The following is a 26,343-nucleotide window of genomic DNA, read 5'->3' on the forward strand; positions in this document are numbered from 1 at the left end:
AACCGCATAGTTACTGTATTTTAGATTACTTTTGCTTTTCACTTATCAAGTGAAACCTAAATAAATAGAAGAAGAGCTCCAACTTTGTTAAAATGTAGTTACCACACAAACACCAAAACAAAGGAGAAACTCTTCATGTCTAGTGTAAGTTCACTTCAGCTCGAAAGCAATAGTAAAATCAAAATAAATTTCAATGGAGGCGATTTATCCTCCGATTCGGGGCTGCTTCTCATAAAAGAATTCGCCCATAAGTTTGGCTTCAATAAACACATCAGCCAGTTTGTAACGGACAAAAATGATAGCTTCCGTAAACACAAAGACCATCAAAATCTATCCCAGCTAATTTATCAAATCCTTGCTGGATACTTTAATGACAATGATGCAGACGAACTGACCAATGAACCTGTCTTTAAAAGTATTCTGGGTAAACAGGCTCTTGCCTCACAACCCACACTGTCGAGGTTCTGGAACCGTATGGATGGGGATACAGTCAAACAGTTTGAAGATATCATCCGTCATATGAGGTCATCGGCCTACAGGACTAAAATGCCAGAACAAGTTCTGCTTGATCTTGATTCAACCCTACTTAACACGTACGGCAAGCAGGAAGGCGAAGGCTTTAATTACCACTATCAAGCTCATGGATATCACCCCTTACTCTGCTATGACGGACTCACTGGAGATCTTCTCAAAGCAGAGCTTAGAGATGGTACCGCCTATAGTTCTACAGGCGTCTGCGAGTTCATGCAGCCCTTACTTGATGAATACTTTACAAAGTATCCTGATGTCCATCTGTTCCTCCGTGGAGACAGTGGTTTTGCAACACCAGACTTGTACAAACAGTGTGAAAGCAATGGTGTATCCTATGCCATACGCTTGAAAGCAAACAAAATACTGTATGCTCACGCAAAACATTTGGATGATGAAATAACCGAAGCTACAAAGGATAACATGATTGATTATGTGGTCCGTTATGATGAGTTCTTGTACCAAGCCGGTAAATGGGACTATCCTAGACGGGTTATCGTCAAGGTCGAGAAACCGTACAATCAGCTAACCAATCAGTATGCCTTTATTGTGACCAACATGGATCTCAGTCCTGAAGAACTCATTAAGTTCTATCGAAATCGAGGCACCATGGAAAACTTTATCAAAGAAGGTAAAAGTGGCTTCAACTTTGCATCAACACCAAGTAAGGACAAAGTCGTTAATGCAAATCATCTACTGCTCCATGTCCTAGCATACAACCTATTTAATTACTTTAAACGATTGGTATTACCTGAAAACATGAAGAAAATGTTGATAGATACTATTCGATTGAAGCTGCTCAAAATCGCATCAAAGGTTGTTAAAGCAGCAAGATATATTCATTTCAAACTGTGTAGCAGTTGTCCATACAAGAATGAGTTCTATGAAATTCTTGAGAACATCCGTCGACTTCCACAGTTGGAATAAACGTAACTGATGAACTTTGAAATCTGAAAATCGAGAAAAGTATTGTCCACAGGATAAGTCTGCCCATTTTTAGGTGATAAACAGGAAGACGTCTTCTATGATAAGCATTATGAAGCGCAAAAACTTAAATCCGCTCGATTTTTGGTGATATCATGGGTTCATGAATAATTCAGGCTTATCTTGTGTAAAAAAGCAATATTGGTAGAAGGCGATTCGGACGAATTAGTTATTCAAAAAGCATATATGGAAGCGAATAATAATAAGTTGCCAATTAATGATGGCATTGATGTTATTTCTGTTGGAACATCATTTTTGAGGTTTTTGGAAGTTACAGAAAAAATTAATGCAAATGTTGTTGTGGTAACAGATTCAGATGGAAATATTGAGGCGCTGAAAAAGAAATATGCTAACTACATTGGCAATAACAAAAGTGAAAATATTAAGATTTGTTATGATGAGACTATCGATGAAACAGAGATTACCTTAGACAATGGTAAAAAACTAAATATGAATACGCTTGAACCAATTATCGTTAGAGAAAATGGGCTTGAAAAAATGAACAGTATATTAGAAACGGATTATTCGGATATTACAGAACTGCATAAATATATGAAGTTTAATAAGACAGAGTGTGCTCTTAAAATATTTATGTCGGATGATAAGGTGAAGTTTCCAGAGTATATCTTGGAGGCGATTAAATGAGCGAAGATAAGTTAATAATTGCTGCGGCTGGTTCGGGGAAAACTACTTACATTGTAAATAAAGCGGTAGAGCTTAAAGGTAAAAAAGTTTTAATAACAACATATACGACTGCAAATGAAAAAGAAATTCGCGATAAATTTATAGATGTTAATGGCTGCATTCCAAGTAATGTAGTAATACAGACATGGTTTTCTTTGTTACTAGAGCACGGAGTGAAGCCTTTTCAAAACTATATTACAAATAAAAGAATAAATGGATTATTATTGGTAAATCAAAGATCGGGATTGAAATTTAAAGGTAAATTCCCAAGCTACTATCCTGAAACAGAGGTAGATAAACATTATTTTTCACCGGACTATAATATTTATTCAGATAAAATTTCTAAATTTATAATTAAGTGCAATGAAAAATGTTCAAATCAAATATTTAGACGATTGGAAAAGATATTCGATGACATTTTTATTGATGAAATACAGGATTTAGCTGGTTATGATTTAGAATTGATAAAATTATTACTTCAAAGTAAAATTCGTACAACACTCGTGGGTGATCCTAGGCAAGTAACATATTTAACTCACAATGAGAAAAAGTATGAGAAATATAGAAATGGTAAAATAAGAGAATTTTTATTAAACGAATGCAAGAATTGTAAACCTCATGTTGATGAATTGATCCTTGGCAATTCATATAGATGTAATGCAGATATATGTTCTTATTCTTCAAAACTATTCCCTGAATATAATACATGTGGTTCAAATCAAAGCAAGCAAACAGAACATGATGGGGTCTATTTTGTTAAAGAAAAGGACGTTGAAGAGTACATAATGAAATATAATCCAGTACTATTAAGACATAACAGGAAAAAACAAGTTCCACAAGGTAGCAAGGTATATAATTTTGGTGAGTCAAAAGGATTAACATTCGACAGAGTATTAATATTTCCAACCAAACCACAGTTGGATTGGATTTTAGGGAAGAGCAAAAAAGACAACTTCAAGTTTGATGCAAGATGTAAGCTTTATGTTGCTTTAACAAGGGCGAGATATAGTGTTGGAATAGTCTATAATTATTCTAAAATTACAAATATTGAATATATTGAAAATTATAGGATTCTGGATTGATCTAGATCAATTAAGATATATTCAGTAAAATGTGGGGTGAGGAAGATGCATTCAGAAATACAGAGGTTGATTGAATTAAAGCAAGAAGGTTCATATTGGGATTTTAAAAGAGAGTGGTACTTAAAGGAAAAGAAGGCAGATTTACTTCACGATATCATGTGCTTAGCCAATAATCTTGAAAATAGAGATGCATATATTATTATTGGAATTGATGAGGAAAATAATCATAATCCACTGGATGTCAATAACGATGAGAATCGTAAAAATACTCAAATGCTTGTTGATTTTTTAAAGGATAAAAAGTTTGTAAGCGGCATACGACCTACAGTTTATGTAGAGTCAATGATTTTATCTGCTGAATGTATTGATGTAATAGTGATAAAAAATAGTAGCAATACGCCCTTTTATTTAACTGAAAGATATCAGAATGTTCAAGCAAATAATATTTATACGCGTGTAATGGACACAAACACACCTAAAGAAAAATCTGCTGATATTCACCATGTGGAATATTTATGGAAAAAGAGATTTGGTATAATTTTGACACCATTAGAGAAAATTACTAATTTCTTGCATAAACCAGATGAATGGCTACAAGCGCCAACAAACTGGGAAACAGTGAAAAGATACCATAAGTTTTTTCCAGAGTTTACAATAGAGTATACGTTGGATGGTGAGGAAACGGCATATCAATACTATTTGTTTAATCAAACGGATATTGAGCCCCGGTGGAGAGAGATAAGAATATTCTACCATCAGACGTTACTGTCAACTTTTGAGGGAGTTAGTCTGGATGGTGGCAGATATTTTACGCCTACACCAATGACTGATGGAATTTCTTTTAATGCTTATCATAAATGGGATGTAACTTATAAATATTATATTAAGGATACATTGCCGTATATTATTCACGAATTTTACTATGAACCTGATGGTGATGAAGAAACGACATCTCATAACAGGTTCGAAGAATGCATTTTGATTTTTGAGTCCGAAATGGAGAAAGAGTCATTTGAAAATTATGTGCAAAATATATGGCATAAGAAGGATAAATTCACAGCAGACATTTGGCTTCCGCACTTTCCGGAAATTGAAGGTTATATTATGGAAGAATTCAAGAAACAGTATCATAATGTGCAGGTTCTTAAAAGAATGTTAGCAGAATATCGAAAGATGTAATCAATGTAGAAGGGGGCATATCATCTTAATGGAACGTATAATATCAAACTTGAAAAAGTCAATTAAAACAGTTTCTGTTAATATCAGCGGTCAAAATTATCAGGTTCCCATTGGATACAGTATGAGCTCATATGAGGTATATGGACTCTGCTTAAAAAATAACCAAGATAAAGATGAAGCATTCTATAATATGCTGTTCGAAATGATGAAAACGAATTGGAAAGTCATTAATAGTGAAATCCCTTTTACGCTTGAGTTAAAAGATATGAATACAATATCTCCAAGTGATGGTGAGCATATTATTGAGGTTATATATCAACAAAGTGGATATCTTTCTCAACTTGAAAATGTATTAAGGAAGAAAGATATTGATTTTATTGAGAAATATGCATTATTACATGAGATGGAAAAAGAAGAGCTACAGAAGCTAAACCGAAAAATTAAAACGATGACAGATGCAACATTTAAGGGCAATCTGTCATCCATTTCCCAGGTTATTAATATCTCTAAGAATTATTCTAAATTTGGAGGGATATACAATCATATTGAGGCGATTACTAAAATGAATGAGCTATTTAGTAATAATCTCTGGGTGATGGAACAAGTACAATTACAGAATGCTCTAAATACAAACAGAGCAATTATTGAAGCAGCAAATATGTTTTCACAACCAGCCCTTAAGGCTATTGAAAATATGAAAGAGGTTACACGCATCTTTGAACCAAAGATTTTTAATGACCTTAAACTTGATTTGATAAATAATTCTAAGATTACAAGCATAATTGAGAAGCAAAGGGTATTGTTTAGTGAGACTATGATGGGTTATCAAATTGCCTTTGAAGCTCAGGATAAGCTCAAAGAATTTATTAGATTTACAGATGAAGTATCAAGAAGAATAACCCCATTCCTTCTTGATATAAATACAATAAAAATTGCTCAAAATCATTTACATGCGTATCTGAAGAAAAAAACAAAAAAAATATACGGTCTAGGATGGTGTATTGGGAACATTGAACAAGGAGAATCAATTGATCTATTATACAGCGGGGGCGATAATCTAAGTGACGATGAGGTTAGTGTGATCATCGTAGAACATTTTGAAAATAATAATTTTGAAGAATTGGATAAATTGGTGGCCAACTGGGAGAATTTTAATTATTATCAACCATTTAAAAAAATGGCAGATGATGCTGTAGAATTGTATAAAATGGGAAAATATTGGCCAGGTGTAGATGCCTTTACAACAATGCTAGAAGGAGCAATCCGCAATTTTGCAAACGATAGATACAAAGTTTTTGAAACAAGTATATGGAAATATATAGCACCACTAAAAAAAGAATCAAGTGAGTTAATGGATTATCTTACGGAGTATTTCTTTGTTCAATTCAAGGCGTATTATTCTAGTGTACAGACACGTTCATTTTTAAACTATTAATTTAGAATTTAGGATAGAGTAATCCAGTTCTATACATGAACCTTTGACTTAAAATATTATATAAGACAGTGTATATTAGTTCGTTTGTCAACGTGTCTATACACTAGCTTTAGCCCTGATAATACTGATGCAGTACCAGATTTTAATCGAAATAAGATAAAGCATGGCATTAGTTCAGATTATGATAAAAAAGAATATGCACTGAAATTGATTTTAATGGTTAATGATATATTGATTATCATCTCATCAATATCAGAGATAGAAGCTACATAGCTGGTTCATGAAAGCGGATAATAATTTCAAAATGTTTTATATTTGAGATAAGTCGAATTAACCTACTGGAGGTAGAATAAGTGAAATTCGGAATGCGAACACCAAGCTTAAAGAAAAGAATACCGGCAAGAACAAGTATAAAAAGACAGGTAGTTCATAGAGCTGGTCTCAAAATGCCACGAGGATATGGATGGATCAGAAATCCTAAGAAATATGCTTATAACAAGGTGTATAATCGCACATCATTTGATATTTTTAAGCTGTTGAAAAAGTTACTTAAATAGGAGTTGAAGATTCAGTGGAACGGGGGTATTTCTTTTGCCAATCAACTATAAAAAATGCACAGAATGTGGTTCAACAAATGTGCTTAAAATACTTTATGGTATGCCAACGCATGAAGTATTGTTAAAGGCAGAAGCGGGTGAAGTAAAGCTAGGAGGGTGCTGTGTAACAGGTAGTGATCCCGAATATTACTGTAAAGATTGCCACAATGAATGGAATAAAAATCAGGTGATTGATGCTACGTATGGTCAAATAAACACACTGATAGCATCAGTTGGTGGATTCTTTGGCGGATATTATGAAGTAGAGATTAACTTGATAAGCAAAGAATTGAAATGGAAGCATTTTGGTGCTGGTGAGGAAACAACTTATCAAAAAGTCATTCGCAATGCAACAGCGACTAAAGTCCTTGAGGAGTTGAAGGATATTGATGTATTGAATTGGAAAGCCAAATATGTAGAACCAGATGTTCTTGATGGTACCCAGTGGAGTTTAGAAATTATTAGAAATGGACGTAATATCAAGAAGTACGGCAGTAATATGTATCCTGATGGCTGGAAAAGATTCTGTGAAATGATTCGACATACATCTGGAAGAAAATTTAAATAATAAGGGGATTACATAGTGAATGTAGAATTGTTGTTACAGGAATTAACGTCAATATCGAAAAAATATGAAATGATCAGTCAAAAGACGGGTGGTTACTTCAACATATTTGAAATAACAAACATTTGGTCGGATGAAGTTGTTATCTGTAGAGTGATTTACGAGATTCTTTCACCAGAAGGCACACATTTTCAGGGGCATAAATATTTAAAAACATTTATAGACGATGTTTTGAAAATGGATATGACAGAGGAAGAAATCAAAACGGCAAAGGTATTTCGAGAATATAGAATCGATAATAATAGACGTATAGATTTGGTTATACAAACAGTAAATCATTTTATACCAATAGAAGTTAAAATATATGCAGGAGAACAAGAAAATCAATGTTTCGACTATGCAAAAGTAGCTAAAAATTCCGATGTATATTATCTAACCAGATTTGGTGAATATCCAAGTGATTATAGCGCTAATGGTTTAACGAAAACTGAAGGTGGATACTTAGAAATATCATGTATTTCTTTTTCGGAAAATATTTTGAACTGGCTTGAAAGCTGCATATCTCAAACGGAAACGATTAAGATAGCACCGATCCGTGAAGTGTTATTGCAATTTATGATGACAATTCGGAAATTTACCAATCAGATGGAGGATGAAAAAGAAATGGAAATTTTAGATGTACTAATGAAAACTCCTGAGAATATGAAAAGTGCCATAGCTATTCAAAATTGTGTTGATCAGGCGAAAATTAATCTAATGAAGAAAATATTTGCACTGGTTGAGAACAAAATTGGTAGAGCTAAGCTGGAAAATGAATACGATTATACCTTTGACGAATATAAAAAGTGCAATGATTTTTATAAATTCAAGTATTCAACCTATCCGGGGATTAGCTATGAATATAAATCAAATGTGAAAGCGAATGTTGACATTTGGGTTCGTATTGAAATAGATAATCATATATTTATAGGTTATTGCTGCCCGGTAGATGGAAATTCCGGAAAGCAAGTATTAACAGAAGCTGAAATTATAGAATTCATTGGTGTTGATCCATATATCGATAATTGGTGGGCTTATTGGGAATACGTACCTGAAGATAACGATCTACTTTGCCCTGATTTTAAAGCCGCAAATGATCCGTATTTACAACTTTTTGATGAGTTGTATTTGGAACAGTTTGTTACTAAGTGTGCCGATAAAGTAATTGAATTATTGGATAGATAATAAAGCTAGAAGAAACTTATGGAGGACAGATACATGGCAACATTCACAGCACAAATTTTAATAGGACACGATCATGAGTACCATGGTGGAATAATACCAAGTCACGGATTATATTTGTCAGAGAATAGTAGACCGGTTTGGATACTAAAAAATCTTGATTTGTATGAAGAAGGAAATGACAAGCAAATTATCAGATGGGTACCGACATTGGATAATATGCTTGATGATGCAATGCTATTGATTGGCATTCATGTAATTAAAGATGAAACAGTCATTAAGGTTGCAAGAGAGTTTTGTAATGCGGATAATCTAAACGAACTGGAGCTTTATGAAGCATTTACACCGGAAGATTTGAAAACATTATATGAACTGGTTAGAACGACAAGGATTGAGTATAGCATTGCTTTAACGGTATTCAATGAGTCTCATATTATTAATCAGTATAAAGTGCTCGATTATTATGAATGCAGAGCGAATGTGTTCACTTTGGCGCATAGCAATTACAATAGAAGATAGTGTACATGAAGGTTATAGATTAAAAACAGAAGTATTCAACAATTCTATTTTCCGACCGGAAATTTTAATCAGCTGATCTTCTGCCATATTTTTAAGCTCTCTCGATACAGATGGGCGAGCAACGCCGATGACATTTGAGATTGCGACTTTCGTGTGTCTTAATTCAAAGGTTGTTGACCCTAATTCTTTCGATTCATTTGACAAATATTTGATGAGTCTGGAGCGAACATCATAATATTGAAGGAGTTGTATCTTGTTCGAAAAGGCATAGATACGTTCTGATAGAAAATGGATAAAATTGTTGCTAAAGATGGTACTTTTGTTCAGGAATCTTTTAATATCTGAAAAAGATATGTAAACGACATGACTATCCGTCTGAGCATATATGTTAAAAGGATATATTGAATCTGGTAAACTATAAAGAGCTGCACCAAATGATTCGTTAGTGCCAAAGGAATTGATGGTTAATATTTTACCATCTTGAGCTAATTGCTGAGCTGTAAGAAGCCCATCTAGAATAAAACCAATGGAAGCACATTTCTCATTTTCCTGTACAATGATAGTGCCTTTTGGGTAATGAAATATTTTTAATTTTTCTACAGTGAAATTTTGGGTAAAAGAATCATAGTCAATGCCATTAAAAAGTGGATTTTCCAATAATTGATGAATCTGTTTCAAAGTTATTCCTCCAATAAGTGTAACAGCTGTTACAGATTTTCTCTGACTTATATAATATACTATAACATATAGCGTTAAATTAGGATTGACTTTTTGTGACCATGTACCGATTTTTGACGGGGTATTCATACGGAAAAACCGATCAAAATTCAATATAGAATTCAAGGAGGAAAATCATGAGCATGTTTTGTTATCAGTGTCAAGAGACAGCAAAGAACACAGGATGTACAGTAAAGGGTGTTTGCGGTAAGAATGAAGAAGTTGCAAAACTTCAGGATTTATTGATCTATACCTGTAAGGGTATTGCAGAAATTGTTACGAAGGCAAATGTAGACGTCACCACGATTCCAGAAATTAATCATGAAGTGCTGAAAAGCTTATTCATTACCATTACCAATGCAAATTTCGATGATGGTGCTATTGATGAACAGATCAAGAAAATGATGGCATTGCGTGATGAGTTGAAAGGTCAAAATTCTGCTTCTGATCTTAATGAAGCAGCGACCTTTGATGTATCTGGAAGAGAGCAAATGCTGGAAAAGGCATCAGCAGTTGGTGTTTTATCGACTGAAAATGAAGATGTCAGATCACTTCGGGAATTGATCATATACGGACTTAAAGGGATGGCAGCCTACACCCATCATGCGCTGAATATTGGAAAAGAAAACAAGGATATTTATGCTTTTGTTTATGAAGGTTTAGCATCTACACTTAATGATGGTTTAAGTGCTGATGAACTTGTTGCTTTAGTGCTTAAAACAGGAGAATACGGCGTTGCTGCAATGGCACTTCTTGATGAAGCCAATACATCCAAATACGGCAATCCTGAAATAACCCAAGTGGATATCGGAGTTAGAAACAATCCGGCAATTCTTATTTCAGGACATGATCTTACTGATCTTGAGCAGTTATTGGATCAAACACAGGGAACAGGTGTCGATGTATATACTCACAGTGAAATGCTGCCGGCACATTATTATCCATTCTTCAAAAAATATGATAACTTCGCAGGAAACTATGGTGGATCATGGTGGCGACAAGTCGATGAATTCGGACCGTTCAACGGACCAATCCTTTTTACAACCAATTGTATCGTGCCACCTAGAAAAGATGAGATAAGAGATCGAATATTCACAACTGGTGCAGCAGGATTTCCGGCTTGTGGTCATATTGAAGCAGATGAAAACGGCAAGAAAGATTTTAAAGCAATCATCGATATGGCAAAGCAATTACCTTCACCAACGGAAATAGAGACAGGAAGCATTGTTGGTGGTTTTGCGCATAATCAAGTTTTTGCATTAGCGGATAAAGTTGTCGATGCAGTTAAGTCAGGTGCCATCAAGAAATTCTTTGTCATGGCTGGTTGTGACGGCAGAATGAAGTCCAGAGAATATTATACGGAGTTTGCTGAGAAACTACCTAAGGATACAGTAATCTTAACTGCGGGTTGTGCGAAATATAGATATAATAAATTGCCACTAGGAGATATCGGTGGCATCCCACGTGTCCTTGATGCTGGCCAGTGTAACGATTCTTATTCATTGGCAGTCATTGCACTTAAACTTAAAGAAATCTTTGAACTTGAAGATGTCAATGAGCTTCCTATTGCTTATAACATTGCATGGTATGAGCAAAAGGCTGTTATTGTACTGCTTGCTTTACTATATCTTGGTGTGAAAAATATTCACTTAGGCCCAACATTACCTGGATTCCTGTCTCCAAATGTAGCTAAGGTTCTTGTAGAAACCTTTGGTATTGCAGGTGTCGGAACTGCTGAAGATGACATTGAATTATTTATGGCATAAGAATAGTCTCGGAAAATTACTTAGAACTATACTGAATCAGATAATAAAAATATAAGATATATTCAGTGCCACATCGAAATTTTGAGATGTGGCACTGAATAGCTTATGGGGTGACTGACAATAAATTAGAAAATCTGTGAATTTGTATGATTGATAAAAAGAAAAGTTTTCTGCTATTAATGGCGTATTGATAAAAGTTTCATGGTCATAATTATGTCATAATTTTATTATAGTCTGTATACAGTGGAAAGCACATTGGATTATCACATTAAATTGGAGTGATTTAAATGTTGAGAAAAGGATATTTTACTATTTTGGTAGGCTTAATACTCGTATTGACGCTTGCGAGCTGTAATATAATACCGTCACAGTCTGAAAATATTGTTACAAATGAGCAAGGAAAAGTGGATAATAATGTGACTGAAGATGTAAATAATACGGAAGATAAATCTGCAAACTCAGCAATGTCTTTACCTATTCCACCAATATTAGAAGACACGAATCCAGATCCCACAGTTGCTGAATATACTTTGAAAGCAGATTATGGAACTACAGAAATAATTAAGGGTATCAGTACGAATACTATAGGCTATAACGGCAATATATTAGGACCGACGATTCGTTCGAAAAATGGTGAAAAAGTCATTATTCATGTCAATAATAATCTTGAAGACAGCACGACTGTTCACTGGCATGGACTGATTGTGCCGGGAGAAATGGATGGTGGACCCCATCAGATTATTAAAGAAGGTGAATCATGGTCACCTGAGTTTGTTTTGGATCAGCCTGCGCTGACTGCATGGTATCATCCGCACTTAATGGGCGAAACAGCAACTCAGGTTTATCAAGGACTTGCCGGTCTATGGATTCATGATGATGAAATATCTACTTCTCTCGGATTACCGGAACAGTATGGCGTGGATGATATACCGGTGATTGTTCAAGATAGAGCTTTCTATAAAGACGGCTCATTATATTATAATTCCAATATGATGGAAGGTGCGGTAGGTAATATCATCATGATTAATGGTGCTGTTGCTCCATATACAGAAGTGCCTTCGTCATGGGTGCGCTTACGTCTTTTGAATGGGAGCAATGCAGCACAGCATGAAATGAGTTTCTCTGATGAAAGAAAATTCTATCAAATAGCATCCGATGGTGGTTTAATGGAGTATCCTGTTGAAATGTCATCAATAAAGCTAGCGCCTGGAGAAAGGGCGGAAATTCTTGTGGATTTACAATCTATGGCTAAGGGGGATTCGGTATCCTTGATGGTGTCAAACATAAAAAGTTTGGACTTGATCAGTGATGGTACGAGCACTAATGAATATGTTTTAACAGATCATTTGGTTGATATTGAAAAATGGCGTACGGACGATATAGTCAATGAGCGGAGTTTTGATCTAGAGGGAATGGCTCATATGGTATCTATCAATGGAGAACGTTTTGATATGGATAGCCTTTCCTTTACTCTAAGCACGGATACTCTTGAAAAGTGGACTGTTTCTAATGTGAGTGGTTCATCTGGCGGTATGGGTATGATGGGCGGTGGAACAGAACATTCCTTTCATGTACATGGTCTCCAATTCCAAGTTATTTCAAGAGATGGAACTTTGCCGCCTGAAGGTGAACGTGGATGGAAAGATACCGTGTTTTTGAAACCGGGAGAAACAGTTGAGATATTGGTTAAATTTACTTTAGAAGGCATATTTATGTATCATTGCCATAATCTCGAACACGAAGATGCCGGTATGATGGGACAATTTCAAGTGGTTGAATAATTTGAGGATGGTCAAAAATGTACAAATACGGACAAGAAAGGACAACGAAGTCTTTACTTGTCCATTTTTATGTGCTATAATGGATTTAGAAACAGAGGAGGTGCCTTATGGAACAAGAATTCTTAACAATAGATGAAGCAGCAAATATTTTGGATGTCCATCCGAAAACAATACGAAGATACATTAACAGCGGAAAGATATCAGCCCAGAAAGTTGCTGGATCATGGCGAATATATCAGGATTCAATCAATGAATACCTTGGATCGTGTGGCGTGCACCATCACCAGGATGATGTTAGTAAAGATGATTTCTGTATTTTCATGGACAGCGATTATTTCAACTCAGAAGATACGATTCAAATATGTACAATTGTGGACTATTTTGTCCAAGATGATCAAGTGAAACAACTTTTAAAGGATGTCATGGATATTGTGGTAGAGTATAGTATGGATAAGAAAAAGAGTCGTTTTAATTATGTCTATGATGATACAGATAATAAAATGCGACTAGTATTCTGGGGGACCCCAACATACATGGAAAAAATAGTGAGTGCATTGAAGCCTTACGAATAGAAGCTACAAAAGGAGGCAATACTATGAATAACAATAATGTAAGTTTAACAATAACAGGAATGACCTGTGCTTCCTGCGCAAATGCAGTGGAAAGAGGCGTGTCAAAGGTACAGGGGGTTTCATCAGCCAATGTAAATTTCGCTACTGAAAAATTGACGTTGAATTATGATTCTGAACTTGTAACACTAGATTTGATTAAAGATACAGTTAAAGAAGTTGGATATGGTGTTCTTGAAGAAGAAACAGAAAAAGAAGTGACGATTCCTATTAGTGGAATGACTTGTGCATCCTGTGTGGCACATATTGAAAAAGCTATATCCAAACTTGAAGGAACGAAAACAGTCAGTGTCAATCTTTCAACGGAAAAGGCGCATGTTGTATATGATTCTGGACAAACAAGAATTTCTGAGATCAAGCAGGCGGTTATTGACGCAGGTTATGAACCACTTGAAATAGAAAGCGAAGAAGTGTCTGATGACAACAAGGACCGTCATGAGAAGGAAATGAAGAAATTGTGGAAGAAATTTGTTACTTCTGCCATTTTTGCAACGCCACTTCTTTTCATAGCGATGGGGCACATGCTTGGACTTGATTTACCTGACATCATTAACCCAGAGACGAATCCCTTGAATTTTGCTTTAATACAAATGATCTTGGTAGCTCCATCTATAGCGGTCGGATATCAATTTTATACCATTGGATTTAAGACCCTCTTAAAAGGTTCTCCAAACATGGATTCACTGATTGGAATCGGTACAGGAGCGGCAGTTCTCTATGGTATATACGCCACCATTATGATTGCTGCCGGTCATAACAATTATACAATGGACCTATACTTTGAATCTGCAGGTGTTATTATTACATTGATTCTTCTAGGCAAATATCTGGAATCAATGTCAAAAGGGAAGACTTCGGATGCCATTAAAAAACTCATGGGACTTGCGCCCAAAAACGCTTTAGTATTACAGGATGGTAAAGAAATCATTCTTCCAATCGAGGAAGTTGAAATTGGTGATATTATCATCGTGAAACCAGGAGAAAAGATCCCGGTAGACGGAACAGTTATAAAAGGGAATACATCAGTGGATGAATCTATGCTTACCGGTGAGAGCATACCCGTTGAAAAGAATATCGGTGATAAGGTTGTTGGTGCAAGTATTAATAAACATGGACTTATTCAGTTCGAAGCAACTCGGGTAGGTAAGGATACAGCCCTTGCTCAGATTATTAAATTAGTAGAAGATGCCCAAGGTTCTAAAGCACCAATAGCTAGATTAGCTGACATTATTGCAGGCTATTTTGTACCTGTGGTCATTGTCATCGCTATTCTTGCAGGACTTGCTTGGTTTATATCCGGTCAATCCGTCGTATTTTCACTCACTATTTTCATAGCTGTTCTTGTAATAGCTTGTCCATGTGCATTAGGTCTTGCGACACCGACTGCCATAATGGTTGGTACTGGTCAAGGTGCTGAATATGGTGTTTTGATTAAAGGTGGACAACCTCTTGAGACTGCTCACAAAATTGAAACAATCGTTTTTGATAAGACAGGAACAATTACAGAAGGGAAACCGGTTGTAACAGATATTATCGAGACCAACGAATGGAACAGTGAAGATATACTCAGATTGGCAGCCTCAGCAGAAAAAGGATCAGAGCATCCACTGGGAGAGGCCATTGTAAGTAAAGCTAAAGAATTAAAATTGAAGTTAGAAGAGATAGATGATTTTTCGGCAATACCCGGTCATGGTATTAAAGCTGCTATTAGCGGCAAGCAAGTGTGGCTTGGAAACCTTCAACTCATCAATAATGAAGGCATAGACAATACTTTATTGTCTGAATCCGACCGACTGGCAGATGAAGGTAAAACTCCTATGTATGTGGTAGTTGACGGAATCTTATCAGGGATCATTGCAGTTGCGGATACAACCAAACCTAACAGCAAAAAAGCTATTGATAAGCTTCATGAGTTAGGCGTCAAAGTTGCAATGATAACCGGAGATAATGAAAGAACGGCACGTGCTATTGCCAAAGAAGTAGGTATTGATCTGGTCCTGGCAGATGTACTGCCAAAGGATAAAGCCAATGAAGTGAAGAAATTACAAGAACAAGGAAAAATCGTTGCAATGGTTGGTGACGGTGTAAACGATGCACCGGCGCTTGCACAGGCAGATGTTGGTATTGCTATTGGATCGGGTACAGATGTTGCCATTGAATCAGCAGATATTGTACTGATGAAAAGTGATCTGTTGGATGTAGTGACAGCACTTCAATTAAGTAAAAAGACGATTCGTAATATCAAACAGAACTTATTCTGGGCTTTTGCATATAATACAGCAGGCATTCCAATAGCGGCAGGACTGCTATATATATTTGGAGGACCTAAACTTAATCCGATGATTGCCGGTGCGGCTATGGCATTTAGTTCTGTGTCTGTAGTAACCAATGCTCTAAGGCTTAGAAAATTCAAGCCTGAACGCTAGAATTTAAAGAAAGAAGTGAGAATAATGACAAAATACGGAACAATTGTGGCGTTGAAGAATGGAAAAGCAACACTGCAGGTACCTAGAAGTACTGCTTGTGGAGATAAGTGCGGCAGTTGTAGCAGTCATTGCAATCAAGGAAGAATTGAAATTGATGTGAAAAATAGTTTAAATGCTCATATAGGTGATCGTATAGAAGTGGAATCAGCAACTCAAATGGTTCTTGGAGCAGCTTTTTTGGTTTATATAGTGCCACTTATGATGTTGTTTTTAGGGATATTTTTGACAAATTTAATTATGAATAAACTGTCGATCAATTCAAATGACTTAGTATCTGTACTTGTAGGACTTTTCTTCTTGTCACTAACTTTTGTTTTTATAAGATTTTATGACCGTAAACGTCGCGAGGGAAAAGAACTGATATTTACCATGAAACGAAAAGTTTGAGTTTCTTTATATTAGAAAAAGTTAATGATACAATAGGAATATATAGAAGGGCAGAGTGGATTCTCATAGAGTTTTATCAGAAATGACATAGAAACGGTAAGAGAAATAGAAATAGTAGAATTAACGGAGGTGCGGTATGTATCAATGTCCAATGAAATGTGAAAAGAACAAGCTCTATCCTGACCCGGGTAAGTGCCCTGTTTGCGGTATGAACTTAATTCAGGTTGGGACTCAGGATAGTTCTGAACATCACCATGAAGAACATAAACATGAACACCACCACGAAGCACATAAACACGAACAACATCATACAACGCATGAACATCAACCAGAATCACATGAGCATTCACATCACCATCCTCATGCGGCTTGTGTTTGTGGAGAAGATGACTGTAGTGGTTCTTGTGTCACCAATTGTCAGTGTACTTTTTATGAAGCAGAGCTTGAAAAACCGACGTTTATTCCGCATTCTAAGGGACAAAAAGCTTATATCTGTCCAATGAGATGTGAAGGTGAAAAAACCTATGATCATCCTGGTGACTGCCCAATTTGTGGTATGCATATGACAGAAGTAATAAGCTTTGACAGTGCCGGGGACAAAGGTGATGATGAAGGCCTAAAAGCTTATAAAGAAATGAGAACAAGATTTATTTGGTCTACGGTGTTATCGTTACCGATACTTATTCTTGCTATGGGTGAAATGGTGCCAGGATTAAGTCAGATTATTTCAAATCTCTTTGATCGAAAGATAAATTTACTGATTCAGATGTTTTTGTCTATTCCGGTTGTCTTTTTCACCTCAGCATTTATCTATAAAAAGTGTTTTCTTAGTATTAAGAATAAGAATCCTAACATGTTCACGCTGATTGGAATCGGAACAGGAGCTGCTTGGTTATTCAGTGCGGTATCGACACTATTGCCAGGAATTTTTCCGGAATCGATTTTGGATATGCATGGATATCCGCCGGTATATTATGAAACAGCAACCGTCGTTTTGACTTTGGTTATATTAGGACAGATGCTGGAACTTTTAGCGCATTCTAAAACTAATTCTGCGATAAAGGAATTGCTGAACCTTGTGCCTGCTACGGCAATAGTTATCCGTGACGGTCAAGAAATCGAACTCTCTTTGGATGAAGTGGAAAAGGGTGATCTATTAAGGGTTAAACCAGGAGGAAAGATTCCGGTAGACGGTATCTTAAAAGAGGGAACAGGTACAGTAGATGAATCTATGATCTCAGGAGAACCGATTCCGTTAGACAAGATGGTTGGAGACAGGGTCATCGGTGGAACCATCAACAATAATGGTAGCTTTGTAATGGAAGCCGAAAGCATTGGCAGTGATACAGTATTAGCTAGAATTATAACGATGGTGAATGACGCTTCAAGATCAAAAGCACCGATTCAGAAAGTGGTTGATCAAATTGCTGTATACTTCGTCCCGGCTGTTCTTATTATTGCAGTACTCACATTGATTGTGTGGGGGACGATTTTCGATGATTGGAAACTTGGTATTGTCAATTCAATTGCTGTTTTGATTATTGCCTGTCCTTGTGCACTTGGTCTGGCTACACCGGTATCAATTATGGTGGGTTCAGGAAAAGGTGCCAAGCTTGGTGTTTTAATAAAGAATGCTAAAGCCATTGAGCAGATGAGAAAAGTCGATACAGTTCTCGTTGATAAAACAGGTACGTTGACCCTTGGCAAACCTAGTTTTCAAAAAAGTATGGGATTTGGGGATTATTTAGATGATGAGATTCTGAAGATTGCAGCTTCCTTAGACAGTAAAAGTGAACATCCGTTAGCCGCTGCTATTGTTAATGAAGCCAAAAATAAAAAGATAGAATTATATCAAACAGAGAATTTCCAATCCATATCCGGTAAGGGTGTTGTAGCCGATTTTGAAGGGCGTACATTCGGTATTGGAAATGATAAATTATTGGATTTCTTGAAGGTCAATGAACGGAACCATGAAGAAGAAGTCAAAAAACTTCAATTAACCGGTCAGACTGTTATGTATGCCTGAATTATTCATGAACCCATGATATCACCAAAAATCGAGCGGATTTAAGTTTTTGCGCTTCATAATGCTTATCATAGAAGACGTCTTCCTGTTTATCACCTAAAAATGGGCAGACTTATCCTGTGGACAATACTTTTCTCGATTTTCAGATTTCAAAGTTCATCAGTTACGTTTATTCCAACTGTGGAAGTCGACGGATGTTCTCAAGAATTTCATAGAACTCATTCTTGTATGGACAACTGCTACACAGTTTGAAATGAATATATCTTGCTGCTTTAACAACCTTTGATGCGATTTTGAGCAGCTTCAATCGAATGGTATCTATCAACATTTTCTTCATGCTTTTAGGTAATACCAATCGTTTAAAGTAATTAAATAGGTTGTATGCTAGGACATGGAGCAGTAGATGATTCGCATTAACGACTTTGTCCTTACTTGGCGTTGATGCAAAGTTGAAGCCACTTTTACCTTCTTTGATGAAGTTTTCCATGGTGCCTCGATGTCGATAGAACTTAATTAGTTCTTCAGGACTGAGATCCATGTTGGTCACAATAAAGGCATACTGATTGGTTAGCTGATTGTACGGTTTCTCGACCTTGACGATAACCCGTCTAGGATAGTCCCATTTACCGGCTTGGTACAAGAACTCATCATAACGGACCACATAATCAATCATGTTATCCTTTGTAGCTTCGGTTATTTCATCATCCAAATGTTTTGCGTGAGCATACAGTATTTTGTTTGCTTTCAAACGTATGGCATAGGATACACCATTGCTTTCACACTGTTTGTACAAGTCTGGTGTTGCAAAACCACTGTCTCCACGGAGGAACAGATGGACATCAGGGTACTTCGTAAAGTATTCATCTAATAAAGGTTGCATGAATTCGCAGACGCCTGTAGAACTATAGGCGGTACCATCTCGAAGCTCTGCTTTGAGAAGATCTCCAGTGAGTCCGTCATAGCAGAGTAAGGGGTGATATCCATGAGCTTGATAGTGGTAATTAAAGCCTTCGCCTTCCTGCTTGCCGTACGTGTTAAGTAGGGTTGAATCAAGATCAAGCAGAACTTGTTCTGGCATTTTAGTCCTGTAGGCCGATGATCTCATATGACGGATGATATCTTCAAACTGTTTGACTGTATCTCCATCCATACGGTTCCAGAACCTCGACAGTGTGGGTTGTGAGGCAAGAGCCTGTTTACCCAGAATACTTTTAAAGACAGGTTCATTGGTCAGTTCGTCTGCATCATTGTCATTAAAGTATCCAGCAAGGATTTGATAAATTAGCTGGGATAGATTTTGATGGTCTTTGTGTTTACGGAAGCTATCATTTTTGTCCGTTACAAACTGGCTGATGTGTTTATTGAAGCCAAACTTATGGGCGAATTCTTTTATGAGAAGCAGCCCCGAATCGGAGGATAAATCGCCTCCATTGAAATTTATTTTGATTTTACTATTGCTTTCGAGCTGAAGTGAACTTACACTAGACATGAAGAGTTTCTCCTTTGTTAGTTTGTGAGTGTGGTAACTTCATTTTAACAAAGTTGGAGCTCTTCTTCTATTTATTTAGGTTTCACTTGATAAGTGAAAAGCAAAAGTAGTCTAAAACACAGTAACTATGCGGTTTTGGGGAGTGTTTCGTGAACCGTCATGAATAATTCAGGGTATGTTATCGAATCAGATAAATTAATTGGTATTATAAGTGTTGGTGATCCTATTAAGGAGTCTACACCTAGAGCTATCAAAATACTGCATGATTTGGATGTGAAAATCATCATGTTAACAGGTGATAACGAAAATACAGCATCGGCTGTGGCTTCAGAGTTGGCTATCGATGACTATAAGGCATCCTGTTTGCCGGAAGATAAATTTGAAAAAGTAAAAGAACTTCAGAGAAAAGGAAGTTTTGTAGCTATGGCGGGTGACGGTATCAATGATTCTCCGGCAATCGCACAGGCACAAGTGGGGATTGCAATGGGTACCGGTACGGATATAGCTATGGAGAGTGCAGATATAACCTTGGTAAAAGGTGATTTAATAGGTATTGCCAGGGCTAAAGAGCTTAGTTTGCTGGTTATGAAGAATATAAAACAAAATCTGTTTTTTGCCTTTGTCTATAATGTCATCGGAATTCCGATTGCCGCTTTTGGGCTTTTGAATCCTGTTTTTGCTGGATTGGCAATGACATTCAGCTCTGTATCTGTCCTTTCTAATGCATTGAGAATTAGAAACCAAAAGATAGATATGTAATTGAAAATTATTTGATAAGCGTATAAATGGAAGCATCGGATTCTGTTGATACGTTTATTATTGGATATGATTTTTATTAGATTTGGACCTGCTAGTGCTAAAGTCTTACTTTTGACATATTTTTATAGTATTATATGATTAGTTTATTAAAGAGGAGCGGAATGATGACAGTAAAAGCAAAATTATATTTAGGGTATTTCAGCTTTGTAGTTATAATAGTTATTCTTGGTGTTTTTGGCTTAGTCAAGATGAATGAAATGAATCAGAATATGCAGACCATGTATGAGGTTGATGTTAAAGCAATCGATTATATAAAGTCAGCTCAATACAATTTTGCATTGGTTCAAAGAGCGGAGAAGAATATATTATTATCAAAAACAGAAGAAGAAAAGCAAGAACATTATATGCATTTTGAAAAACGATATAATGAAGATATTTACGGCAATCTAAGTACATTTGAGTCCATAAGCAATACGGATTTAAGTATGCTGATTCAAGAAATCAAGGAATTCCAAGAACTGCAAGCTCAAGCTATTGAAGAAAGCATAGCAGGAGATCAGAGTAAAGCGGTTGAACAATCATTAGGTATTATGGAACAAGCGGATTTAATTAATACGGAATTTGTAAATTTAGTGGATCAACAGATGGATGAAGTTGAACATCACTATAACATCAGTCTTTCAGAATATGAAACGACGAAAAAAATGGTCTTTATTGCCGTTTTATTAAGTGTATTGCTGAGTGTCCTTATTGGTTATATGATATCAAGATATATTAATAGGCAGCTGAACAAGGCATTGAATTTTTCGAATAATTTAGCACAGGGGATATTTAATAATCCGGTTACAGGTGGTAAAGCAGATGAATTTGGACATCTCTTCAGCAGCTTGAATAAAACATTAACAACGCTAATAGATATGATATCAGGAACAAAAAATATCTCATCAGATTTAGACCAAGATAGCGAACAATTGAATGCTATTGTTATCGAAATGAAGGAAACTTTGAATAGTATTAATGATGAAGTCAACGAACTTGTCAAACTAAATCAAGTGGTCGAGGATAAAGCGGAAAGCTCAAATGGTCGTATTGAAGTTATGTTGGAAGAAACGGCCTTGATTTCAGGAAATACAGAAGAAGCAAAAGCAACAGCAGGTATTTTGAAGAATAAATCAGAAGATTTAGATACAAGTCTTGCCATTGTAAGTGACAAGAATCAATATGTCAGCCATTCAATCAATGATGTTGTTGTATCAGTAGATGCTTTGAAACATGTAGCGGACAGTATTGGAAACATAACAACCATGATTAGAGGTATATCGAAGCAAACATCTTTATTGGCTTTGAATGCTAATATTGAAGCGGCTAGAGCAGGTGAAAGCGGTCGAGGATTTGCAGTAGTTGCTAATGAAATCAAGGACCTTGCAGAAGAATCTTCTGGTGCTACGGATGAAATAGACACTATGGTACGGGAAGTGCAAACAAATATCGAAAAGGTTGTTAGCAGAATTCAAGAAACCAATGATGAGATCAATAGCTCTCATAGTCAATTTGCAGATATGATGAATATCAGCAAAGAGTTGGCTGGTGAGGTGGATAAGGTTGTTGGAAACATCCTGTCAGTTAATGAACGAATTGAAGATTTTGTCAAATCCTCAAAGGAAATTGGCGTCAACTCAGAAGAAATTCTGAAGGCAGTTAAATCAAATCATCAGACGACAACAGAAATTCATATGGCCATAGAAAATCAGATGAATACCTTTGAGCATGTCGTTGATACATCAAACCAGCTCAAGAATAAATCAGTCATGCTGACGGAAAGTGTAGAGAAATTTGTTATAGAGTAAACCCAGTATATAGGAGAGCGCATAATTGATAAAAAATTACAGGAAAATCAGTATTGTAGCTTATTTGAATATTCTAATTATAGTTATACTTGAACTGCTTCATGGCAGGCTTATGGAGATTTCAGACTCATTGCTGTTCTTCGTATTGATGGTATACGCTGTGTTGAATGGATGGTATGTCCAGAGAGTTTTATTAAAGCAAAAGCGGTATGAAGTTGATTTGGCAGCTGAAAGAAATTTTTCAAACAATATATTAGAGACAACAATGACCGGTATTGTTGTTATATCAGATGAAATAGAATCAATAGAATACATCAATGAAGCAGCCCGTTCTATTTTTGCTTTGGACAAGGATCAAAAGGTGATACTAAAGAAGGTTTTCGGAGAAAATTATGATAGTATAAAAAAATTGTTAAGCACTCAGAAAGAAGGAAAGATACAAAGGAAGTTAAGCCTTGAATTACAAGGAAAGGATTTTATCAAGCATCTAGATATTGAATGTGTTGATTTTAAACATTCAAATAGTGAACGAAAATTCATGCTTAGTATCGAAGATGTAACAGAGTCTTATGAATTGAATGATAGGATTGAAAAACAATATCTTAATATGTTTAGAAGTTTTGTTAAGTTCATTGATGCCAAAGACACATACACTGGACTCCATTCTTCTAGTGTTACAGATTATGTGCAACGAATATTAGAGCAACTTGAAATAAGTGATGAAGAGAAACAAGATATTATAGTCGCAGCTAATCTGCATGATATAGGGAAAATTGGCGTGCCAGAATATATCTTAAACAAGCCGGGAAAGCTGACCGATGAAGAATTCCTTTTAATGAAAGACCATTCGACCATTGGAGAATCTCTTCTCAATGAGATAGAAGGATATGAGCATATATCAAATTTTATCCGTCATCATCATGAAAAATATAATGGAACCGGCTATCCGGATGGCCTAAAAGGGGAAGAAATTCCGCTTGGAAGTCGGATTATTGCAGTTGCTGACGCTTTTGATGCGATAACAACGGATAGAGTGTATCAAAGGAAGCGAACCGTCGAAGAAGCCCTTTCTATAATGACCGCAGTAAGTGGTAAACAATTTGATCCTTTCTTGGTGAAGGTGTTTATTGAGTCAATCATTCAAGACAATGCATTAGAAGCAGGTTAAACAAATTTCTTTTAAGAAATCAGAAAAACAGATATTAAGTCAAAAGAGCAGATAATGATGAATTATCTGCTTTTTTGGTTGGCTCAACTTTTTAATTTTACTATTAATTATCATGGACAACCATGACACTTTTATGATAAAGTACCTCTTTTTTCATGGTCATAATTCTGTCACAGTTGATTTGTAAAATTCATGTAAGTTATAAAAAATAAAAAGTGAGGTTAATGAATGAAGATATTATTTTCAGTGGGTCCTTTGAATATACATTTTTTTGGTCTTATGATTGCAATTGGTGTAATTGTTGCTATGACAATTATCATGTATGAAGCCAAACAGAAAGGTATGGATCAGGATAAAGTCAGTAATATTGTTATCTGGGGGATTTTAGGTATTTTTGTCGGTGCGCGTATAGGTTACGTCCTGTTTTACGATCTGCCTTACTACCTCGAAAATCCAATAAGAATCCTTATGATTGCAAATGGAGGTCTCTCTGTTCATGGAGGGATTGTCGGGGGCCTGGTTACAATGGGAATCATTACGGCAAAAAGTAATCGCTATACTTTTAGAGAGTTAGCGGATTTGTTTGCACCACCAATCATTCTGGCACAAGCTATCAGTAGAGTTGGTTGTGACGTTTATGGGAAGGTAATGGAGACTAGTAGATTTTGGACGCTGGAAGTAGGGTCTAGAGGGGTACATCCGGTTCAAATGTATGAGTTCCTTTTGAATTATGCATTTTTTGCCCTTCTCTGGATACTTAGAAAAGACCGCCGTCTAAAAGGAAAAATTTTTGGAATTTACCTGATGGGCTTTGCAGTTATAAGAAGTACTGTGGAATTGTTTAGAAATAATCCGGAAGTGTTTGCAGGAATTAGTGTTTCTCATCTGCTCAGCCTGTTTATATTTATTGTGGGCTTAATTTATCTTATTACAGCCAAGAATGACAAAGCAATGGTTGATATAAAGCAAGATGATATGGAAAGAGGTAACCATGACTATACTTTCAAGTCAATTGTCGGAACGCTCATTGCAGTTTTAGCTCTTATGGGCGCATCTGTTGTTGTTTTCTATTATGTACAATTGAATTTCTGATATAAAACAAGGAGAAGCATGAATAAAAAAGAAGAAAATGATGTTTATCAAATCGTAGAAGTTAATACGATGAATGGAAGTGAAGAAATAAATGATGAATCGGCACCACACAATCTTGGAGGCCATATGAAATGGATGATAGCATTGCATGTGTTACCTATTCTTATATTGGTTATTTTAAATTATTTACAAATTGAAGTCGGTAGAATCGGTCAATTTCTGATTTTTATGATTATGATACTCTCTCATATACCAATGATGTTTAGTCATAAAAAACAATAAATTTTGATTAAAGGAGAACTTGAAACAATGATAAATATAAACAAGAACAGGCCTAAGAATTTTAGACATTTTAATCCGTTTCTTGCAGGAGTGTTGGGAATTGCAGGTATGCTTCTATTTTATGTGACTGTCCTTAGCTTTTTTGAATCATTAAAATATGCTTATTCCCAAATGCTTGATCTGTGGTATTATATGGTGCCCTTGATTCTTGGTTTTGGAATACAGGTTGGATTGCATCAGTATATAAAGAACTGTACACAAGGTATGGAAAAAATGGTTAGAGGCAAAACGTTGGCAAGTGGTGCTGCCTCAGCAGGGTCTATGGTGATGTGCTGTGTGCATCATCTGGCAGAGATCTTAACGTTAGTTGGTCTGACAGCCTTTACCGGTTATCTGATTCAATATCAGAAGCAATTCCTTTTAATCAGTTTAGCAGTGAATATATTTTTTCTATTCAGGATTCTAGCAGTTATTACCAAACATAGATTATATAAGGACGGCAGTTTTTTTAGTCAGATGAAGCATTGGTCATTTGGGAGAATTTATTCTGTCTTATGGATAGTAGTTATTGCATTTACTATGATTCAAACTATGCCGGAGATATTGGCGAATAATACTGAGACCCCAACTGAAATACAAGAAGTCTCAGAAGAAAATGTGGATGACCAGGGACCGACAGTGGTCACAGATGAAAATGAAGAAATATCAGGAAATACGACCCAAGAGAGCTCAGAGCAGACTGAACACGATATTGAGATTACTTCGGATAGAAAAGTTGGTTTTGAGCAGGATGGTGTCACATATGATATCACATTCCTCCCGGAAATAAGCACAGAAGACGAATGGATATTCCAGGTTGCTCTTAATACACATTATGTGGACTTGGATCAATTGAATCTGGCGGAGTATCTTACTTTTATCGGTGCAATCACTTTGAAAGGGGAGGCTGATGGTATTACGGTGAAAAGGGAAGGTTCTGGTCATCATATATCCGATTACATATATGTGCCGAAAGAGATAACAGGTGTAAAGACTATAGATGTGTCAACCAAAGAAATCGAGATGATTTTCAGCCTTAATGAAAGTAGTAATAACCTGACTTGGCAACTTGAGTAGGTAAA

The 26,343-nt window shown here is 36.0% G+C and carries 22 protein-coding genes; 20 read left to right on the plus strand and 2 right to left on the minus strand.

The genetic code is table 11. From position 1 onward, the window contains the following. Positions 1-135 precede the first annotated feature (135 nt). From ACR6HW_RS16635 to ACR6HW_RS16670, 8 genes are all read left to right on the plus strand, one after another. Complete coding sequence (locus ACR6HW_RS16635) at positions 136-1,455, plus strand: IS1380 family transposase (RefSeq protein WP_455728668.1); 1,320 nt, start codon at positions 136-138, stop codon at positions 1,453-1,455. A gap of 180 nt (positions 1,456-1,635) precedes the next feature. Continuing rightward, entirely contained in the window at positions 1,636-2,157 is a 522-nt protein-coding gene (locus ACR6HW_RS16640) for an ATP-dependent endonuclease (protein ID WP_455728804.1), read from the plus strand. After that, positions 2,154-3,278 carry a UvrD-helicase domain-containing protein gene (locus ACR6HW_RS16645; protein WP_455728805.1) on the plus strand — a complete coding sequence of 375 codons (1,125 nt, stop codon included), beginning with the start codon at positions 2,154-2,156 and terminating at the stop codon, positions 3,276-3,278. The genes ACR6HW_RS16640 and ACR6HW_RS16645 overlap by 4 nt, the downstream gene beginning before the upstream one ends. 45 nt (positions 3,279-3,323) lie before the next feature. Beyond that, entirely contained in the window at positions 3,324-4,457 is a 1,134-nt protein-coding gene (locus ACR6HW_RS16650) for an AlbA family DNA-binding domain-containing protein (RefSeq protein WP_455728806.1), read from the plus strand. Positions 4,458-4,485: 28 nt separating this feature from the next. Next, entirely contained in the window at positions 4,486-5,892 is a 1,407-nt protein-coding gene (locus ACR6HW_RS16655) for a hypothetical protein (RefSeq protein WP_455728807.1), read from the plus strand. Positions 5,893-6,483: 591 nt separating this feature from the next. Further along, complete coding sequence (locus ACR6HW_RS16660; protein ID WP_455728808.1) at positions 6,484-7,056, plus strand: hypothetical protein; 573 nt, start codon at positions 6,484-6,486, stop codon at positions 7,054-7,056. A gap of 15 nt (positions 7,057-7,071) precedes the next feature. Further along, positions 7,072-8,277, plus strand: coding sequence for a PDDEXK-like family protein (locus ACR6HW_RS16665; RefSeq protein ID WP_455728809.1), 1,206 nt, complete (start codon positions 7,072-7,074; stop codon positions 8,275-8,277). 33 nt (positions 8,278-8,310) lie between these two features. Next, complete coding sequence (locus ACR6HW_RS16670) at positions 8,311-8,793, plus strand: hypothetical protein (RefSeq protein WP_455728810.1); 483 nt, start codon at positions 8,311-8,313, stop codon at positions 8,791-8,793. A 12-nt stretch (positions 8,794-8,805) separates the two neighbouring features. On the opposite strand, the gene ACR6HW_RS16675 is transcribed toward ACR6HW_RS16670, so the two are convergent. Beyond that, a complete protein-coding gene (locus ACR6HW_RS16675) occupies positions 8,806-9,471 on the minus strand; it encodes a Crp/Fnr family transcriptional regulator (RefSeq protein ID WP_455728811.1) in 666 nt (221 codons plus the stop codon). A gap of 176 nt (positions 9,472-9,647) precedes the next feature. On the opposite strand from ACR6HW_RS16675, the gene hcp reads away from it, so the two are divergent. The 6 genes from hcp to ACR6HW_RS16705 all read left to right on the plus strand — a co-directional run bounded on the left by hcp (position 9,648) and on the right by ACR6HW_RS16705 (position 18,585). Next, complete coding sequence (gene hcp / locus ACR6HW_RS16680) at positions 9,648-11,276, plus strand: hydroxylamine reductase (RefSeq protein ID WP_455728812.1); 1,629 nt, start codon at positions 9,648-9,650, stop codon at positions 11,274-11,276. 287 nt (positions 11,277-11,563) lie between these two features. Next, positions 11,564-13,057, plus strand: a complete 1,494-nt coding sequence (locus ACR6HW_RS16685; RefSeq protein WP_455728813.1) for a multicopper oxidase family protein — start codon at positions 11,564-11,566, stop codon at positions 13,055-13,057. 107 nt (positions 13,058-13,164) lie between these two features. Beyond that, the gene (locus tag ACR6HW_RS16690; RefSeq protein ID WP_455728814.1) at positions 13,165-13,629 is read left to right on the plus strand and encodes a helix-turn-helix domain-containing protein; all 465 of its coding nucleotides are present in this window, start codon (positions 13,165-13,167) and stop codon (positions 13,627-13,629) included. A 23-nt stretch (positions 13,630-13,652) separates the two neighbouring features. Then, positions 13,653-16,112: a heavy metal translocating P-type ATPase gene (locus ACR6HW_RS16695; RefSeq protein ID WP_455728815.1), complete on the plus strand. Its 2,460-nt coding sequence runs from the start codon at positions 13,653-13,655 to the stop codon at positions 16,110-16,112. A gap of 24 nt (positions 16,113-16,136) precedes the next feature. After that, positions 16,137-16,559 (plus strand): SoxR reducing system RseC family protein, encoded by a 423-nt coding sequence (locus tag ACR6HW_RS16700; RefSeq protein WP_455728816.1) that lies wholly within the window; start codon positions 16,137-16,139, stop codon positions 16,557-16,559. 136 nt (positions 16,560-16,695) lie between these two features. Then, complete coding sequence (locus ACR6HW_RS16705) at positions 16,696-18,585, plus strand: heavy metal translocating P-type ATPase (RefSeq protein ID WP_455728817.1); 1,890 nt, start codon at positions 16,696-16,698, stop codon at positions 18,583-18,585. A gap of 169 nt (positions 18,586-18,754) precedes the next feature. Here the strand turns inward: ACR6HW_RS16705 and ACR6HW_RS16710 are convergent, their stop codons facing one another. Beyond that, the gene (locus ACR6HW_RS16710) at positions 18,755-20,074 is read right to left on the minus strand and encodes an IS1380 family transposase (RefSeq protein WP_455727928.1); all 1,320 of its coding nucleotides are present in this window, start codon (positions 20,072-20,074) and stop codon (positions 18,755-18,757) included. Positions 20,075-20,233: 159 nt separating this feature from the next. Between ACR6HW_RS16710 and ACR6HW_RS16715 the strand changes: the two genes are divergently transcribed. The 6 genes from ACR6HW_RS16715 (at position 20,234) to ACR6HW_RS16740 (ending at position 26,338) form a co-directional block, all read left to right on the plus strand. Continuing rightward, positions 20,234-20,833 (plus strand): HAD-IC family P-type ATPase, encoded by a 600-nt coding sequence (locus ACR6HW_RS16715; RefSeq protein WP_455728818.1) that lies wholly within the window; start codon positions 20,234-20,236, stop codon positions 20,831-20,833. 161 nt (positions 20,834-20,994) lie between these two features. After that, positions 20,995-22,680 carry a methyl-accepting chemotaxis protein gene (locus ACR6HW_RS16720; protein WP_455728819.1) on the plus strand — a complete coding sequence of 562 codons (1,686 nt, stop codon included), beginning with the start codon at positions 20,995-20,997 and terminating at the stop codon, positions 22,678-22,680. 25 nt (positions 22,681-22,705) lie between these two features. Beyond that, positions 22,706-23,848, plus strand: a complete 1,143-nt coding sequence (locus tag ACR6HW_RS16725; protein ID WP_455728820.1) for an HD-GYP domain-containing protein — start codon at positions 22,706-22,708, stop codon at positions 23,846-23,848. Positions 23,849-24,076: 228 nt separating this feature from the next. Continuing rightward, the gene (gene lgt / locus ACR6HW_RS16730) at positions 24,077-24,940 is read left to right on the plus strand and encodes a prolipoprotein diacylglyceryl transferase (protein WP_455728821.1); all 864 of its coding nucleotides are present in this window, start codon (positions 24,077-24,079) and stop codon (positions 24,938-24,940) included. 18 nt (positions 24,941-24,958) lie between these two features. Further along, positions 24,959-25,222 carry a hypothetical protein gene (locus tag ACR6HW_RS16735; RefSeq protein WP_455728822.1) on the plus strand — a complete coding sequence of 88 codons (264 nt, stop codon included), beginning with the start codon at positions 24,959-24,961 and terminating at the stop codon, positions 25,220-25,222. Positions 25,223-25,225: 3 nt separating this feature from the next. Further along, positions 25,226-26,338, plus strand: coding sequence for a hypothetical protein (locus ACR6HW_RS16740; protein ID WP_455728823.1), 1,113 nt, complete (start codon positions 25,226-25,228; stop codon positions 26,336-26,338). The last annotated feature ends 5 nt before the right edge of the window (positions 26,339-26,343 follow it).

The organism is Fusibacter sp. JL298sf-3, assembly GCF_053842995.1.